Here is a 15,762-nt window from a genome sequence, read left to right as displayed (position 1 = left end):
TTTGAAACTTGTCTCCCATGCTCTGGCAAGTTATTTTTATATTTAACACTCAAATAACGAGATTACAAAATTGGATCCAATGCACCGCAGTTTGTTTGCCCGTACACCTTGCCTCGTTGGCAGCGATCCGGAACGCATGCGCGCAGAAATCCGCGATTATTTCCACACCACTTTTGACCGTTACGAGCAATTGTTCGAGACACTCGTCTGTGACGATGCGTATTACAAAAAACCCATCCCGTTGCGCCACCCGCTGATTTTCTATTTCGGCCATACCGCCACATTTTTCATCAACAAGTTATTGCTGGTGGGACTTATCAGCGAACGCATCCACCCCCGATTCGAATCCATATTCTCGGTGGGTGTGGACGAGATGAGTTGGGATGATCTCTCCGACACCCACTATGACTGGCCGCGTGTTGCTGAATTGCAGGCCTATCGTGACCAGGTGCGCGCGCTGGTGGATCAGGTGATCGCCAGCGCCCCATTGACCCTGCCAATCGACTGGAATCATCCGTGGTGGGCAATCGTGATGGGCATCGAGCACGAACGCATCCACCTGGAGACTTCCTCGGTGCTGATCCGCCAGCATGCGCTGGCCTATGTTCAGCCGCATGCGGCATGGGCGGCGTGCAAGCTGTCCGGCGAGCCGCCGCGCAATGCGTTGGTGCCGATAGCTGCGGGTACGGTGCGTCTGGGCAAGGACAAATCAGATCCGCACTACGGCTGGGACAACGAATACGGCCTGCGCGAGGTTGCTGTGAGCGAATTTCAGGCCAGCCAGCAACTGGTCAGCAATCGCGAGTTTCTGGGATTTGTCGAAGCGGGCGGCTACCAGGCAGACGCCTGGTGGGAAGAGGAAGGGCGCGGCTGGAAAATTTTCAGTCAGGCAAAGCACCCCAACTTCTGGCTTGTTGATGGCAGCGGCTGGCGCCTGCGTTTGATGGCCGAAGTGGTAGCCATGCCATGGGACTGGCCAGTGGAAGTCAACTACCACGAGGCCAAGGCATTCTGTAACTGGAAAGCTCAACAAACCGGCCAACCCGTGCGCCTGCCCACCGAGGACGAATGGTACCGTCTGTATGATATGGCTGGTGTGGCAGAAGTCCCCCCGGATCAGGCCGCCAGCGCCAATTTGCATCTCGACCACTGGGCCTCCGCCTGCCCGGTCACGACTTATCGCCACGGCGATTTGTTTGATGTGGTCGGCAACGTCTGGCAATGGACGGAAACCCCGATCTATCCGCTGGAAGGTTTTGAAGTCCACCCGATTTATGACGACTTCACCACGCCTACTTTCGATGGCCGCCACAACCTCATCAAGGGCGGCTCGTGGATCAGCTGCGGCAATGAGTCGCTGCGCAGTGCACGCTATGCCTTTCGCCGCCATTTCTTCCAGCATGCCGGGTTCCGTTACGTGGTGAGCGATGCGCCGGCCAGCGCGCCGAATGTGTTCTACGAGAGCGACAAGCAGCTCTCCGAATACGCCGAATTCCACTATGGCGATGAATATTACGGCGTGCCCAATTTCCCCGCCACGCTGGCGCGGATCGCCATCCGCGCCATGGGCGACAAACCTGCCCGAACCGCGCTTGATCTGGGCTGCGCGACCGGGCGTGCCACGTTCGAGCTGGCACGGCATTTCGAGCACGTCACCGGCGTGGACTTTTCGGCGCGTTTTATCAATCTCGGCGTGCAACTGGCCGAGCAGGGCAGCATGCGCTACACCCTGGTGGATGAAGGCGAACTGGTGTCGTACAAAACCCGGCGCCTGGCTGACCTGGGGCTGGATGGACTGCGCGACAAGGTGGCATTTCTGCAGGGCGATGCCTGCAACCTCAAACCCATCCTCGGCGGCTTCGATTTCATTCTTGCCGCCAATCTGATCGACCGCCTGTACAGCCCGGCCAAGTTCCTCACCAGCGTGCATGAGCGCATCAACCTGGGCGGAATCCTCATGCTGAGCTCGCCCTATACCTGGCTGGAAGAGCACACACGGCGCGAGGACTGGATAGGGGGCTACAAAAAGGACGGCGAGAATTTCACCACTCTGGACGGCCTGAAAGCCATGCTGGGCAAGCATTTCCGCCTGATGCAGGCACCTCAGGATGTGCCTTTCGTGATCCGCGAAACACGGCGCAAGTTTCAGCACACCCTGGCTGAAGTGACCCTGTGGGAACGCATAGTGTGAGCTTCGACTTCGATCGGGCCATCTCGCGCGAAGGCACTGCCAGCGTCAAATACGATGGTCGCATTGCGTATTTCGGCACCGCAGACGTGACCCCGTTATGGGTGGCGGATATGGATTTCGCTGCTCCGCCCGCGGTCACCGCAGCACTGGCGGCACGCGCTGCGCATCCCATCTATGGCTATACGCGTTATCCGGACAGCCTCTACGATGCCTTGATCGGCTGGATGCAGCAGCGCCATGGCTGGTCGGTCAAGCGTGAATGGATCGTCATGTGTCCCGGCGTGGTGCCGTCCCTGCACGCCGCGGTGATGGCCTTTGCCCAGGCGGGCGAGGGCGTCATCGTGCAGCCGCCGGTGTATTTCCCGTTTTTTTCCGCGGTGACCAGCAGCGCACGGCGCCTCGTTGAAAACCCTCTGCGCGTGACTGATGGCCGTTACCAGATCGACTTCGACCACCTCGAGCACTGCGCCGCCAACGGCGCCAAACTGCTGTTGCTGTGTTCGCCGCATAACCCGGTGGGACGGGTCTGGCAGCGCGACGAACTCGTCGAGATACTGCGCATCGCGCGCCGGCACAAGCTGGTGGTGCTATCCGATGAAATTCACGCCGATCTCGTCTACCCCGATCAGCACCACACTGTGCTGGCCACCCTGGCGGACGAGTCCGACAGCCTGATCACCGCGGTGGCGCCGAGCAAGACCTTCAATATTCCCGGTCTCGGATTATCCTGTCTGATCATTCCTGACCCGGAACTGCGCGCCACGATCGGCGCAGTGTTCGCCAGCCAGCATGTCAGCGCCAGCAATCCGTTCAGCATCGTGGCATTCGAAGCCGCTTATCGTGAAGGCGGCGCCTGGCTTGATGCACTCATGGCCTACTTGCAGGAGACGCGCGATTTTGTGCTCGACTATGTGCGTCAGCACCTGTCCGGCATCCGCGCGATTGCACCTGAAGGCACGTATCTGCTCTGGCTCGATTGCCGCGACATGCAATTGAGTGATGCGGCGCTGCGCGATTTCTTTATTCATCAGGCCAAACTGGGCATGAACCCGGGTACGGTTTTCGGCGCCGGCGGCAGCGGCTACATGCGTCTGAATCTGGCCTCGCCGCGTCACGTTATCGCCGCCGCACTGGCGCGCGTCAGTCAGGCGCAAGGTTTATCCGGCTAGACTGTTTATCAAGCAATCCAGGGGAATTCGCATGCTGCGCACCGCTATTGCCACCTTTCTGCTGGCAGCAGGCAGCCACGTCAGCCTGGCCGCGCCCATCAATCTGGAACCGGGTTTGTGGACGACGCACTTGCAGATGCAAATGAACGGCGTTGCTGCGCCCAGCGGCGATCGCGTGCAAACCCGTTGCATGACTGCGCAGGACATGCAGAACGCCAGCCAGTTCATCCCGCAGATATTGCGGAACGGGTGCGCCATCCAGTCGGCACGGCGTAGCGGCGACACATGGAGTTGGACGCTCAGTTGCGCGCAAAGCTCGTCGCGTGAGCATGAGATGGGTGAGGTCACTTTCTTGAGCCCTACCCGCTACACAGGCATTCTGAACACAGTGGTTGATCTGCCAGCCGGGCAGACCGAACAAATAAAAATCAATTACGACAGCCGCCGCAGCGGTGTTTGCACACCCTGACGCCTGCTCGCATGCAATTGACAGCACGTTTTTCCGGGATTCTTGTTCCGGTTGGGTGCTGAATCAACCATAGAAAGCAGTCGGTGGCTACGGTAGAGTTATGCGCATAATTATGCTGCGAGGAGAATAAGATGAAACGCCTGTTGCTGGGAATGTTGTTGATTGCTGGTTGTTTCGCAGCCCCCGTTTTTGCCGACCCACCCGACCACTACCCTTTTGTTTCTTATGGTGAAGGTTTGCGGCTGGCGCAGCAGGAGAACAAGCCGATATTCCTGTATTTCGGCCGCTATGGGTGCGGTTGGTGTGCCAAGACCAACAAGGAAAGTTTTTCCGACCCGGATATTCATCGCCTCTACACTCAACACTACGTATTGGTCTACGTCGATGCGGAAAGCGGCAAACGCCTTAAATTGCCCAGCGGAGAACGGATTACGGAAGCTGACCTGGGCGCGCGTTTCAATGCATTCGCTACCCCCTTATTTGTATTTCTGGATCCGCAAGGCAAGGAAATCGTCAAGATTCCCGGTTTCAAAACCATACAGGATTTCAAGGATTTCGATCGCTACGTGCATGGGGGCTTTTACAAGACCCAGACGCTGTTGCAGTTTCTGGGCGGGAAATCTTCATGATCCGTACGCTGGCACTCGCGGTTTTTATGCTCCCGGCTGCGGTAATGGCAGCGCCGTGGCAGTTCGACCAACCCATTAATGTCACGCCGGTTCATGGCGCAAAGGTGTTCCATCATGTGGAAGCCGCAAGAGCATTGCGGTTTCAGGGGCCTTGATCGCAGTGGTGTGGGAAGACAATCGGGATGGCGTTTCGCGTTGCTACGTGGCAGTAAAACAATCCGCAAACAAAGGCTTCGAGGCGGATCGGCAGATCAGTGGCGGCAAGGAGGCATTTGAACCCAGCATTGTTTCCCTGCCCGACGGCCGTTTCGCGGTGGCCTGGGAAGAAGATGGCGGCGTCAAGGCGCGGGTTGTGAGCGCCGCGCAGATGGGTGAACCCATCAACCTGGCTGGTCATGACAGCAACGATGCCAGTGTCGGGTTCTCCTCCCAGGCCGGGCTGTGGGCAGCCTGGTCGCAGCGCGATGGGCACTACTCGGGTATCCATATCGAAAAGCTGGGTTATGTTCCCGGTACGGACAAACTGATGCCGGGCAAGTCTGTAGCGGTGGATAGCGCGCCATTGTCGGGTGATCAACTCTTTCCCAGCGTTGCTGCCCTGCAAATGGGGGGTGTGGCGATCGCTTGGGAGGATCGCCGCAAAGGGCATACGACGATCATGTATAGCCATAGTGCTGGCGACGAAAAATTCGCAGCACCCGTACAGATGAACGAAACCCGGCGCGATGCACGCAATGCCGGCGTCGGTCCGGGCACGGGCGCCATGCGCGTTGCGCTGGCAGCGCAAGCGGGCGCCAAGGTGGCGGCGGTGTGGTCCGACAAGCGGGATTTTCTGTCCGGCTACGATGTCTACGCGGCGTTCAGCACGGACGGCGGAGCGCATTTCGGTGCCAATCAAATGGTGCAGGACAGCTTCGGCGACAACATCCCGCAATGGCACCCGGCGATTGCCAGCGATCAGGGTGGAAAACTGGCTGTGGTCTGGGACGATAATCGGGACGGCACCCCGGATATCTGGTTATCCTGGCCAACTGCTTCGGGATGGAGTGACAATGCCAACGTGCCCGGAGCGGCAGGCGCGGGTGTGCAGTCCGATCCTTCCATCACCCTGGATAGCCAGGGCAATCTGTATCTGGTCTGGCTGGAAAAGCAGGTAGCGGATGGATCGACCCGGTTGCGCTACGAAATGGGCCGGGCAGTGATGGATAATCTCAAGGTGCAGTGACGAGGCTCACAGGGAGCGTTGCAATTCTTGACGGGTTTCGCTTCATCAGCGCTTGTTAAGACACTTTGGGTTGTAACCGTAAAAACCACTGATAGCTGCCGCTCATGGTGACGATGCGTTGCGCATCGCACACCTCGACCAGTACGGAGGCGAGTGCGCGACCGCGCGTAGCCAGTTGCCTGGATAACGCCTCGACTGATGCGCCATCGAATTGGGCCGAAGCGCGCAGGCAGCCGTGCGCCGGGTTGCGGAATTTCACCTCTGACGTGCGCAGAACGGCCATGACCTGATCCTGCCAGCTGGGTAGATGAAGCTGCAGAAATGCACCGCTGCAAGCCTCGGCCAGGGAAAACTGCACGCCCGCGTGGATACTGCCCAGATGATTAAGGAGCAGCGGCGATTCGGGCATCTCAAGAATATGCGTATCGCCGGGGGCGGCAAACTGCATTCCCATGGTCTTGTTGATGGCAAGGTCGGTGACGTGCATATCAGTGACGGCGCGTCATGCTCTATCCTGCCCGGCAGCATCTTCTGCTTGATAGCCAGCTATTGCCGCCTGAAATGCGATCAGCGCCTCGCGCAGGGACGCCGCAATTTCGGGATGGGAAGCAATTCCCGCTTCATCAAGCCTGGCGCCCAGAATGGGTACGGTGATTGAAGCTTCGTCAACGATCCGGGCAGACATGGTGGCGAGGGTTTCCTTGAGCGAAGCCTGCGCATGGACAGCACGCGGTGACGCATTGAGCAGGGCAACCGGCTTGTTTACAAATGTCTCGCAACCCACCATCCAGTCCAGCGCATTTTTCATCGCACCGGTTACGCCGTGCGCGTATTCGGGGCTGGCAATCAGAACGCCGTCTGCCGCCAGAAGACGAGTCCGGAAATTTGCCACGGCCGGCGGATCGGTCGCTTCGATATCCGGGTTGAACAACGGCAGCATACCGAGTTCGCCAAACAGTTCGATGCGCATGCTGGGATGAGCCAGGCGTGCGGCGGCGCGGAGTAGGGCGGTGTTGAGCGATGCTTTGCGCAGGCTGCCTGAGATAGCAAGGATATGAGTGGTTCGCAATACTGGCTCCGTTGGTGACTGGTTTACTTTAGTGCAGCACCATGGGTGCACGGCTCGTGATCGCTGGCCCATCTTTGTAGTTGATGCTGGAATATTCAATGCGGACCAGGACGTTGTCCTCGAGTAACTGCGCATCGTCCAGGTCGACGAGTTTTGTGTCGTGAACTGTCGTTGTCTTATCAAGCAGGATAGCTTTGAACAATGTTGAATCCTTTCCAGTGACCAAATCGGCGCATCTGAATGTAGCGGATAAACGGGTGCTATGTTGCGCGCAGATAGATATCCGGAGGGTTGATCTCCATGAACCTTTCCGGATTGCGCAGTGGAACGAAGCCGTGTTGCCGGTACAAACCATGCGCATCGAGCGTAGCCAGCAGCCAGCGGCGCAAGCCCTGCAACTCGGGATGTTCGAGTACGCACGAGATCAGCCATTTCCCCAGCCCGCGCCCCCGATAACTGTCGATCACGAAGACATCGGCGAGATAGGCGAAGGTGGCGCGGTCCGTGACAACCCTGCCGAAACCGATTTGTTTGCCGTTGTGGAACAAGCCGAAGCACAGCGAATTTTCCAGTGCCCTGGTGACGATTTCACGCGGTATGCCTTTCGCCCAGTAGGAGTCGCGCAGATAATCGTGGATCAGCCCTATATCGAGCGCCGCGTGCTCATCAGTGATGGTGTATTCGTTGTGCGACCATTGCATGGCTGATCTCGCAAAAGAGAATGAAGGGTGCTATTTACCGCAAGGCAAGTAGCGTCCGCGTGGTTCGCCTTCTCGCCGTCCGATGACGCCGAGATGAGTGAATTTGAAGCCTTCCGCATATTTCAAACCATAACCAAGTAGCCGGTCTATACCGATATGCACGAACCAGATTAGCGTCAGTGCCATGCATAGTGCATTGCCTGTGGAGATGGCAAAAATTCCCAGCAGGCTGGGCAATAGCTTTGAATGGGTGATGTTGTATGCACGGGTGCCGAGCTGGGCATTCACCAGATATCCGAGCATGGCTAAATCCGGGATTAGTATTGTTGACCAGAACAGTGGCCAGCTAAACGATTGCTGCCAATACACGGCGAGGGCCAGAGCAAATACGGCACCCCCTTCCAACCGCAGTAGAACGTTGGGTTTCTCGAATAATGAAAGCATGAATTCACCTTTCAATTGGAGTACGTTGGCTGCACAACAAGTTGCGCCAGTAAAGTTTTCGGCAGGTTCAGCTTTCTATTTTCTGTTGCTTCACCACGCTCATCGCCGTGGCCACCAACGCCCCCATGTTGGATAAATCGCCGGGCAGAATCAGGGTATTTCCCTGCTTGGCGATATTGCCGAAAGCCTCCACGTATTTCTCCGCGACTTTCAAATTCACTGCTTCCATGCCACCCGGTTCGCTCAGTGCTGCAGCGACTTTGCGGATCGCTTCGGCAGTAGCGGTAGCGGTGAGCAGGATGGCTTCCGCCTGACCCTGAGCGTTATTGATGGCGGCCTGTTTCTGGCCTTCGGATTCGCGGATGGCGGCGGTCATGGCGCCTTCCGCCAGGTTGATTTCCTGCTGCCGTTTGCCTTCCGATTGTGCGACCATGGCGCGCTTCTCGCGCTCGGCGGTGATCTGGGTTTGCATGGAGCGCAACACGGCATCGGGCGGGGTGATGTCCTTGATTTCGTAGCGCAGTACTTTGACGCCCCAGTTGGGGCTGGCTTCGTCCAGCGCCGAGATGACAGCGCGATTGATGTCGTTGCGTTCTTCCAGCAGGCGGTCGAGTTCGCGCTTGCCGCACTCGGAGCGCAGACTGGTTTGCGCAAGCTGGACGATGGCCATCTGGAAATCCGCCGTGCCGTAACTGGCGAGCTGCGGATTGGTGACCTGATAGAAAATCACGCCGTCAATCTGCACCTGGGTGTTGTCCTTGGTGATGCAGACTTGCGGCTGGACATCGAGCGGTACTTCCTTGAGCAGATGCTTGTAGGCGATGCGGTCGATGAACGGGATGACGATGTTGAGACCCGGCTGCAGTGCACCATGAAAACGCCCCAGGCGTTCGACCACCCAGGCATTTTGCTGGGGAACGATCTTAATCGAGCTGGCGACAAATGCGGCCACGACGATAAGTAAAAACAGTGCAATTTCCATAGGGTGTCTCCGGGTTATGGTTTGGCGGACAGGATCAGCGTGTTGCCGCGGATTTCGCGGATGATGCAATGTGTCGGCTGGGCAGTTTCGCCTTCCATGAGCCGGGCGTCCCATTCCGTGCCGCGATAGCGTACCCGCGCAGTATTATTATCGAGCCATGTGCTGACTTCCACGGCCTGGCCGATATCCAGGACGTCGTCTGCAGGGCGCTCGATTTTTGGCCTGCGCCGCAACCAGACCAGACCGATGACACCAAACATTGCCGCCACGACCAGTTGCGCGGCCAGCGGATAGCCGTACAGGGCGGTAAAGCCCGCCGCGCCTGCTGCCGCGCCAAACACCAACAGGTAGAAGGTGCCGGTAAAGATTTCCAGCGCAATCAGTACGCTGGCGAGGATGAACCAGAAAGTCATGGGCTGCATGGGCGTTTTCCTTATTCAGTGGGCGCGTGGCGTTTGGGTTGCCAGCACACATCCGTTCCCCCGGCATGGCGATTGAGGACGCGGCTCAGGATGAACAGCAGGTCGGACAGGCGGTTCAGGTATTGCACTGCCAGCGGCGATACCGGTTCATTGCGCGCCAGCGTCACCACGCGGCGCTCGGCACGGCGGCACACGGTGCGTGCCACGTGGCACAGCGAAGCGGCGCGCGAACCGGCGGGCAGGATGAATTCTTTCAGCGGCGGCAGCGCGGCATTGTAGTGCTCAATGGCCGCATCCAGCGCGGCGAGATGGGCATCGGTGATCGCTGTATAACCGGGGATGGAAAGCTCGCCGCCCAGGTCGAACAGACCGTGTTGTATCTCGTTGAACAAAGCGCTGACATCCGTGGGCAGGTCTTCGGATAGCAGCACGCCGATCTGGCTGTTGAGTTCATCCACGTCGCCCAGTGCTTCCACGCGCGCCGCGTCTTTGGGGGTGCGCGAACCGTCGCCCAGACCGGTGCTGCCGTCGTCGCCGGTGCGGGTGGTGATTTTGGAAAGCCGGTTTCCCATGATTGATCGATCCGCTGTGAAGAGTGTGCGCCATGCTACCGTTATGCGGATACCGCCGTCCAGCCGCCAGCAAGCCGATGTTGCCAGCCAGCCTCAGTGTGCATACAATGGCTTGGCTAAAAAAGCAAGGCAAGGGTCCACAGAGACACCATAAATAAAAAGCGGTCAGATATACAAAAAATGTATGGACGACTGGAGTTCACATCCATAAAGAGTGAGGAGAGCATGAAAACAAGTCTGTTATTCAGCCTGGTTGCGCTGAGCGTATGTCTGGCACCCGTCGTCCATGCAGCCGGTGACCCGGTCGCCGGAAAAAACAAAAACTCCATGTGTATCGGTTGTCACGGCATTGCCGGCTGGCGTACCGCTTACCCAACCGTGTACAGCGTGCCGTATCTGGGCGGCCAACACGCCGACTACATCGTCGCTGCGCTCAAGGAATACAAAAGCGGTGAACGCAGCTTTGCTACCATGCGGGCGATTGCGGCGAGTTTGACGGACCAGGACATGGAAGATCTGGCCGCGTACTACTCAGAAGGCAAATAAATACGAGAGAGGATGACACAATGAAGCATCTGGCAATTTTGGCGCTGCTGGGGATGGTGGCAAGCGCACAGGCATGGGCAGTACCGGACGGAAATGCCGCGCAGGGCAAGGCGAAATCGTCAACTTGCGCAGCCTGTCACGGCGTGGACGGCAACAGCCAGTCATCAATGTTCCCGCGTCTGGCGGGACAGCATCCGGATTATCTGTACCAGGCGCTGACCGAATACAAATCCGGCGAGCGCAAAAACGCCATCATGTCCGGTCAGGTGACGAACCTGTCGGAGCAGGACATGGCCGATCTGGCAGCGTATTTCGGCAGCCAGAAAGGGTTGACGCTGAAGCGCTAAAACGATTGTGCTGCGGAATGAAAAAGGCGATGGATGTTCCATCGCCTTTTTATCTGGGCGGTTGCTTAATCTGCAGAAGTTTTCTATACCCTGCCCCGTAGCTTCAAAGCGTTATGGGGTGTTTTTATGGTCTTCAAAAATCTCACTGGGCACCATATTTCCCTTCGCTCCGCAACTTGGGTAAACACCAAGATTTCACCGGAGATTAAATGACTCAGAAGTGCCATTTTCATACGGTCAGATTTCAGTTATCTATGGATTTTGAAAAACCGGGAAATTATTTTGAGAGCAAACAATTGCCTTCCACTCCTCTGGCAAAGCTTTTGAGTTGCTCGATCCACGACGGATATAAAGACTCTTATCTTGGCGGATAGAAATGGGCTTCTCCTTAGCTGCGGAGACTTCAATAACGACGATCCTGCAATCATCAACAACGGTTTGCATAAAGTTCAACACGGGATCGCCCTGAACAACATCGCGTATTTTTCCTCGTATTGCACCAAGATACCGTTCACATGTCGCTTCGTTTGGCTCAGCTTTAGCCCATTTTGCCAGTTGACCGTCAATTCCTAGTAGTCCGCAGTCATCGTCGATGCCAAGGAAAATTCGACCGCCTTGTGTATTGGCAAATGCCACAACTGCCCTAATAATTTCTTTCAACTTATCATTTTCTAGTTCGATGAACGGTTTGAATTCCACCTGCAATCCTTCCCCGTTACGGCACGCCTCACGCACTATATCAACAAGGCTTGTGTCACCACTGACTATGCGCTTCCGCCCAAGCCCTGTGTGCCTATATCCGTCTTCATAATGGCGGTCATATATCGCACCTTCAGAATCAGCAAGAACGTATTCCAAGCGGTTAGCAAACTCAGGAATAGATAACTGTGCAAGCCCGTTGGAAACTTGCTCTTCAAAGTGATGAATGCCTTCCTCATCCCACCATGCGCCTTTAAGCTCCAACGACAGCTTGTTTAACTCAGTCCCTGCGACCTGTATATCAATGACCTTACCTTTGAAGGTAGCGTCGGCCAGATAGGCTCTCGTCTCTGGCAAGAGCAAAATGACCTCGCCTTTTCTGGAGTCGCTACTGCCGTGATACACAGGAAAAGGCAGCCAATTTTTTACCGCCTCAAACAGATCAGGGTAATAGGGCTGTTGTGGAGCCAGCAGTGCTTCATACGAATTTACATTGACATCATCAAACCGCGCACTCCACACTTGGCTCGCATGCAACATGTGGTTGTTGCTAAGAGGAACCCGCTCTCTTGTCCACTGCCGGTGAGTATTTGTCGCTCCTAACGAATACTCGCCTAAACAAAAGTGTCCTTCGCTAACTTGTTTAACAAAATCCAAAAGCCCCTCGTTAGAAAGCCGGTCTTCGAACAGCACAGCTTGCGGATAGCATTTTGATGCCACAGCCTCAACCGGTTCTATATCAGAAACAATGGCCTCTACGGTACATGCCAGTAGCGTCCATTTGTTGTTTGAAAAATAGATGACTGCCCGACGTCGCAAAGATAGGTAACTGAATCGGTTCGATTCAAGATACGCTGCCAGAATCTTTACTGGATCTGTTATGTTGTATTCACGATCAAACATTTTCATCATTTCGTATTAAGGTGAGGAATGTTGCTTGTGGCCGGACTGCTGGCACACCCTGTTATGCACAACTATGCTACTGTAACGGCCACTCGCTTATCGAGTCATCAATCGCGGCCTGTAGCTCGATGGTGCGCGCCAGCGCTGCAACGATGCCGCGATAGTGGGTCAGGTCGTCGTAGGAAAGCTGCCGTTCCTTGCGGTCTTTCAACCACTTCTGGCACACCTGATAACCGCCGATGTGATAGTTCCACACTTCCGGCGGCACGTTGTCGAAGTATTGCTTCTGATTGATCCACACGCGCCCCGGCACACCGCTTGCCGGTTCGGTATAGCGCACAGCGTCCACCGTGTTATCCCCTGCCTCTGGATAACGAGTTTCCAGTTTGGGGAGCTGCTCCATCAAGTGCAGCGCCACCAGCTCTTTGCCCAAAGCGCACAGGCTGCGGAACAGCGCCACATCACGCGTCAGTGGCAAGCGCGGGAAATCTCTTTTCAGAAACTCGGCATAGCGGCTGCGGTAGGTCGGCGAATAAAACACTGCGTAGGCGTAGTGAAACACATCTTCCGGGCCGAAGGTCTTTTTCAAATCACCGCATCCATCCGGCACAAAATCCAGTTGCAGTCGCATGGCAAATTCTGCGATGAATTCCGGCGCGAGATTGGGGCGACGACCACCTACTACGCTGTTGTCGAACAGGTCAGTCTTGGCGGCTGAGTTGAGGTAGAGTGGAAAAAGATAATTGACCTCTTTGATCGAAACTGTGTGATGAGTAAGCAAACCATTTGTGCAAAACAAGTGTTCCCAACCACGCCCGATTTCAGTTGAACGTGTTGTCGCAAACCCCAAGTTTTTTCCATCTTGCATCTGCCGCATCACTTCTCCGCAGGGTCTGCAATGAAAACCACTGGGTTTTCCAGTATAGTAGGTGTAACGCGAATCAAACGGACGATACAATACCGAGGCAAGCTTCCCATCCGATAGTCCGCTTTCTTTGAGATCGGTTTGCGCCCAAGCAATTTTCCAGTCCTGCGAATCCTTGCCTAAGTCATATTTTTCACGCGCATCTTCCACCGGCAAATGAGCGAAGTCATTCACCGTGCGCCAAATATCTTCACGGCTCCAATGAATGGTTAGCGCATCACGGGCGGTGACGATGCCTACGCTGTTCACTGGCATGATGTCGGTGATTACCCAGCCCTGCTCATACTCGGCGCGCACTGTATCATCCTGCGGCACGAACAAGTAAAACGGTGCTTGTGGTTTGAGTGCTTGCCAGTGGGTGGTGGTCATGTCGTTTTCCGCCAGACCTGCGTATTTGCTTGCGCGTGTGCCATATAGGTCGGCGTGAAAAACCTGTGCACCTTTATCTTGTACTTTACTGCGTTTCACGAACAGGCCAATGGTGACACCCTGTCGGATGTCAAATACGTTTTCATCCTTGCTGCTATCCAGCGCCGTTTCTTTTTTATTGCTGTTGCCGTGCAGGTCGAGCAGGTAGATGTCGTCGAAACTTTGCATCAAGCTCTGGCGCATGCCCCGGAATGTGGGGCTAGTCAGATAGCTGTTGTCGGTGACAAAGGCCAGCACGCCATAGCCGGTCTGTTCGATACGCCACTGCGCGAAGCGGATGAACTTCACATAGTCGTTATTCAACCACTTGGGGTTGCGTTCGCCCAGCGGTGCGCCGTCCACTTCAAAATAGTTGCCAGTCTTTTGCCCAGTCGTGCTGTCGATACCGCGCAGTAATCCAGCTATCCATTCGCCAGTGTTGGCGGAATGCCCGGAATAAGGCGGATTGCCCAGCACCACCATGACCGGCGTTTCCTTCTTCACCAGGTTGGCGCTGGTGGCTTCGTCCGCCAGCCACTGCGTGAACAGCGGTAGGCCAGTCATTTCGTGCGCTTCTTCCAGCGTGTTGGTGAGGAATACGCGCAGGCGTTCGTCGCTGGAAAAATCGTAGCCGGTTTCTCGCAGCAGCAAACCGAGTTTCATGTGCGCCACGGCATAGGGCGCCATCAGCAACTCGAAACCATACACACGCGGTAGCAAATTTTCCTGCACATAGCTCGGCCACATTCCTTTATTGCCCGCAAAGGTCTGGTAGATTTGCCCGATGACGCTATACAAGAAGGTGCCGGTTCCGGTGGCGGGATCGAGGATTTGCACCTTGTGGGTTTCGATGGTTTCCGTTCCCTTGCCGCGCTGCTTCGGGCGGGTAAGCTTAACTTTGCTGGAATCGGCCAGTCCCGCGCTCAACTTGAAATCTTTTTTCAGGATGGCATCCACGCTGCGCACGATGTAGGACACCACAGGCTCCGGCGTGTAGTACACGCCTCTGGCTTCGCGCATCTTCTGGTCATACGCACCGAGGAAGGTTTCGTAGAAATGCACTACCGGGTCTTCCTGTCTGGTCGCACGCCCGAAGTCTTGCAGGATGGCGGCGATGTCTGCGCGGTTGAGCAACTCGGCAAGATTGTCTACCACCCACACGATGCGCTCATCCAGTTCCGGCCCGGCGATGTGTGCGAAGAGTTTGCGCAAAAACGGATTGGTCTTGGGCAGATCGTAGGCAGCATGGGTGCGGGTAAAGTGCGCGCCGGTACTGTTGCAGCGTGCGGCAAACAGGCCGTAGCAAATAGTCTGTGCGTACATGTCGCCGAACTGTTCTGCATCAAGGTCGTGCAACAACACTTTGCGAAAACCATCCATCTGCTCATGCAATGTGCCGTATTCGTCCTCCTCCGCAAAGGTCTTGCCGATAATGGAGCGAATCAAACGTGCCAATGCCGCCATGCGCGTGGCGAGTTCCTTGGGGCTGGAAATGACGGGGATGTTTTCGGCGAAGAAGGACTGCAACAGCTCGGCGAGCTGCTGCGCCCCATCAGCCTCCGCTCGCAACTTACCATTGGTCTGCGGTTTGGCAAGTCGCACAGTCAGACGCAACTCGCCGCTGACATACCAGCGGAATTCCAGATAGTCGGTAAGGATGAGATTGGCAAGGCCTTCGCGGTAGCGCTTAAGCTGTTCGCTGTTCTCGGTGTCGTCGAGTGAAACACCGATGTCTTTGGCTTCCACGAAGCCCAGCGGAATATCTTTGCGAGTGATGATGTAATCCGGTGCACCACATTTGATGCGCTTGGGTTCGTTGGTGGCCGTAACCCCAGGCTGGAAAGCTTCGAGCAGGTCTTTCAGCGCGGGGCGGTGAGTATGCTCTGTGGCGTTGCCTGCTTTGTAGGCTTTCTCTATTAGCGCCAGATAGTCTTTGAATATCGTGTAATCAACCACCTTGTTCCCGCCCTTTTTTGTTTGCAACATGGTCAGGCAATCTGCTATCGAGCAAGCTCGATGCAGAATTGACACCGCGCAAGTCTATCGTATGCAGAGGCCATC

18 protein-coding genes are annotated in these 15,762 nt (G+C 56.1%); 8 read left to right on the top strand and 10 right to left on the bottom strand.

Annotated features, from left to right (window positions below):
* Positions 1-79 precede the first annotated feature (79 nt).
* The 6 genes from ovoA to EI185_RS01920 all read left to right on the top strand — a co-directional run bounded on the left by ovoA (position 80) and on the right by EI185_RS01920 (position 5,683).
* Entirely contained in the window at positions 80-2,191 is a 2,112-nt protein-coding gene (gene ovoA, locus EI185_RS01940; protein WP_124703429.1) for a 5-histidylcysteine sulfoxide synthase, read from the top strand.
* A complete protein-coding gene (locus EI185_RS01935) occupies positions 2,173-3,360 on the top strand; it encodes a MalY/PatB family protein (RefSeq protein ID WP_223247613.1) in 1,188 nt (395 codons plus the stop codon). Before ovoA ends, EI185_RS01935 begins: the two co-directional genes overlap by 19 nt.
* A 31-nt stretch (positions 3,361-3,391) precedes the next feature.
* Positions 3,392-3,829, top strand: coding sequence for a DUF3617 domain-containing protein (locus tag EI185_RS01930; protein WP_124703428.1), 438 nt, complete (start codon positions 3,392-3,394; stop codon positions 3,827-3,829).
* Between the two features lie 131 nt (positions 3,830-3,960).
* Positions 3,961-4,458, top strand: coding sequence for a thioredoxin family protein (locus EI185_RS01925; protein WP_124703427.1), 498 nt, complete (start codon positions 3,961-3,963; stop codon positions 4,456-4,458).
* A complete protein-coding gene (locus EI185_RS17920) occupies positions 4,455-4,613 on the top strand; it encodes a hypothetical protein (RefSeq protein WP_189836235.1) in 159 nt (52 codons plus the stop codon). The genes EI185_RS01925 and EI185_RS17920 overlap by 4 nt, the downstream gene beginning before the upstream one ends.
* Positions 4,610-5,683 (top strand): hypothetical protein, encoded by a 1,074-nt coding sequence (locus EI185_RS01920; protein WP_124703426.1) that lies wholly within the window; start codon positions 4,610-4,612, stop codon positions 5,681-5,683. Before EI185_RS17920 ends, EI185_RS01920 begins: the two co-directional genes overlap by 4 nt.
* Before the next feature lie 55 nt (positions 5,684-5,738).
* Here the strand turns inward: EI185_RS01920 and EI185_RS01915 are convergent, their stop codons facing one another.
* From EI185_RS01915 to EI185_RS01885, 8 genes are all read right to left on the bottom strand, one after another.
* Entirely contained in the window at positions 5,739-6,170 is a 432-nt protein-coding gene (locus tag EI185_RS01915) for a PaaI family thioesterase (protein ID WP_124703425.1), read from the bottom strand.
* Between the two features lie 15 nt (positions 6,171-6,185).
* Positions 6,186-6,752: an NADPH-dependent FMN reductase gene (locus tag EI185_RS01910; RefSeq protein ID WP_223247612.1), complete on the bottom strand. Its 567-nt coding sequence runs from the start codon at positions 6,750-6,752 to the stop codon at positions 6,186-6,188.
* Between the two features lie 28 nt (positions 6,753-6,780).
* Positions 6,781-6,954 carry a hypothetical protein gene (locus tag EI185_RS17915; RefSeq protein WP_189836254.1) on the bottom strand — a complete coding sequence of 58 codons (174 nt, stop codon included), beginning with the start codon at positions 6,952-6,954 and terminating at the stop codon, positions 6,781-6,783.
* Between the two features lie 58 nt (positions 6,955-7,012).
* Positions 7,013-7,453, bottom strand: coding sequence for a GNAT family N-acetyltransferase (locus EI185_RS01905; RefSeq protein ID WP_124703423.1), 441 nt, complete (start codon positions 7,451-7,453; stop codon positions 7,013-7,015).
* 30 nt (positions 7,454-7,483) lie between these two features.
* Positions 7,484-7,897 (bottom strand): DUF4260 domain-containing protein, encoded by a 414-nt coding sequence (locus EI185_RS01900; protein WP_124703422.1) that lies wholly within the window; start codon positions 7,895-7,897, stop codon positions 7,484-7,486.
* A 67-nt stretch (positions 7,898-7,964) separates the two neighbouring features.
* Positions 7,965-8,879 (bottom strand): SPFH domain-containing protein, encoded by a 915-nt coding sequence (locus EI185_RS01895; RefSeq protein WP_124703421.1) that lies wholly within the window; start codon positions 8,877-8,879, stop codon positions 7,965-7,967.
* Between the two features lie 14 nt (positions 8,880-8,893).
* On the bottom strand, positions 8,894-9,301 hold the full coding sequence (locus EI185_RS01890; RefSeq protein ID WP_124703420.1) for an NfeD family protein: 408 nt from the start codon (positions 9,299-9,301) through the stop codon (positions 8,894-8,896).
* A gap of 11 nt (positions 9,302-9,312) precedes the next feature.
* The gene (locus EI185_RS01885) at positions 9,313-9,873 is read right to left on the bottom strand and encodes a cob(I)yrinic acid a,c-diamide adenosyltransferase (protein WP_124703419.1); all 561 of its coding nucleotides are present in this window, start codon (positions 9,871-9,873) and stop codon (positions 9,313-9,315) included.
* Positions 9,874-10,098: 225 nt separating this feature from the next.
* On the opposite strand from EI185_RS01885, the gene EI185_RS01880 reads away from it, so the two are divergent.
* Together EI185_RS01880 and EI185_RS01875 are read left to right on the top strand one after the other, a co-directional pair.
* Entirely contained in the window at positions 10,099-10,419 is a 321-nt protein-coding gene (locus tag EI185_RS01880) for a c-type cytochrome (protein WP_124703418.1), read from the top strand.
* A gap of 20 nt (positions 10,420-10,439) precedes the next feature.
* Positions 10,440-10,766, top strand: a complete 327-nt coding sequence (locus tag EI185_RS01875; RefSeq protein ID WP_223247611.1) for a c-type cytochrome — start codon at positions 10,440-10,442, stop codon at positions 10,764-10,766.
* A 252-nt stretch (positions 10,767-11,018) separates the two neighbouring features.
* Here EI185_RS01875 and EI185_RS01870 read toward each other — a convergent pair whose 3' ends face one another.
* Both EI185_RS01870 and EI185_RS01865 read right to left on the bottom strand, forming a co-directional pair.
* The gene (locus EI185_RS01870; RefSeq protein ID WP_189836234.1) at positions 11,019-12,368 is read right to left on the bottom strand and encodes an AlbA family DNA-binding domain-containing protein; all 1,350 of its coding nucleotides are present in this window, start codon (positions 12,366-12,368) and stop codon (positions 11,019-11,021) included.
* A gap of 76 nt (positions 12,369-12,444) precedes the next feature.
* Entirely contained in the window at positions 12,445-15,687 is a 3,243-nt protein-coding gene (locus EI185_RS01865) for a type ISP restriction/modification enzyme (protein WP_124703416.1), read from the bottom strand.
* Positions 15,688-15,762: the final 75 nt, after the last annotated feature.

Origin of the sequence: Sulfuriferula multivorans, from assembly GCF_003851125.1 — a bacterium.
Classification (GTDB): Bacteria; Pseudomonadota; Gammaproteobacteria; order Burkholderiales; family Sulfuriferulaceae; genus Sulfuriferula; species Sulfuriferula multivorans.
Note: the sequence above shows the minus strand (reverse complement) of the source record. Positions and strands in the feature narration are given on the sequence as shown.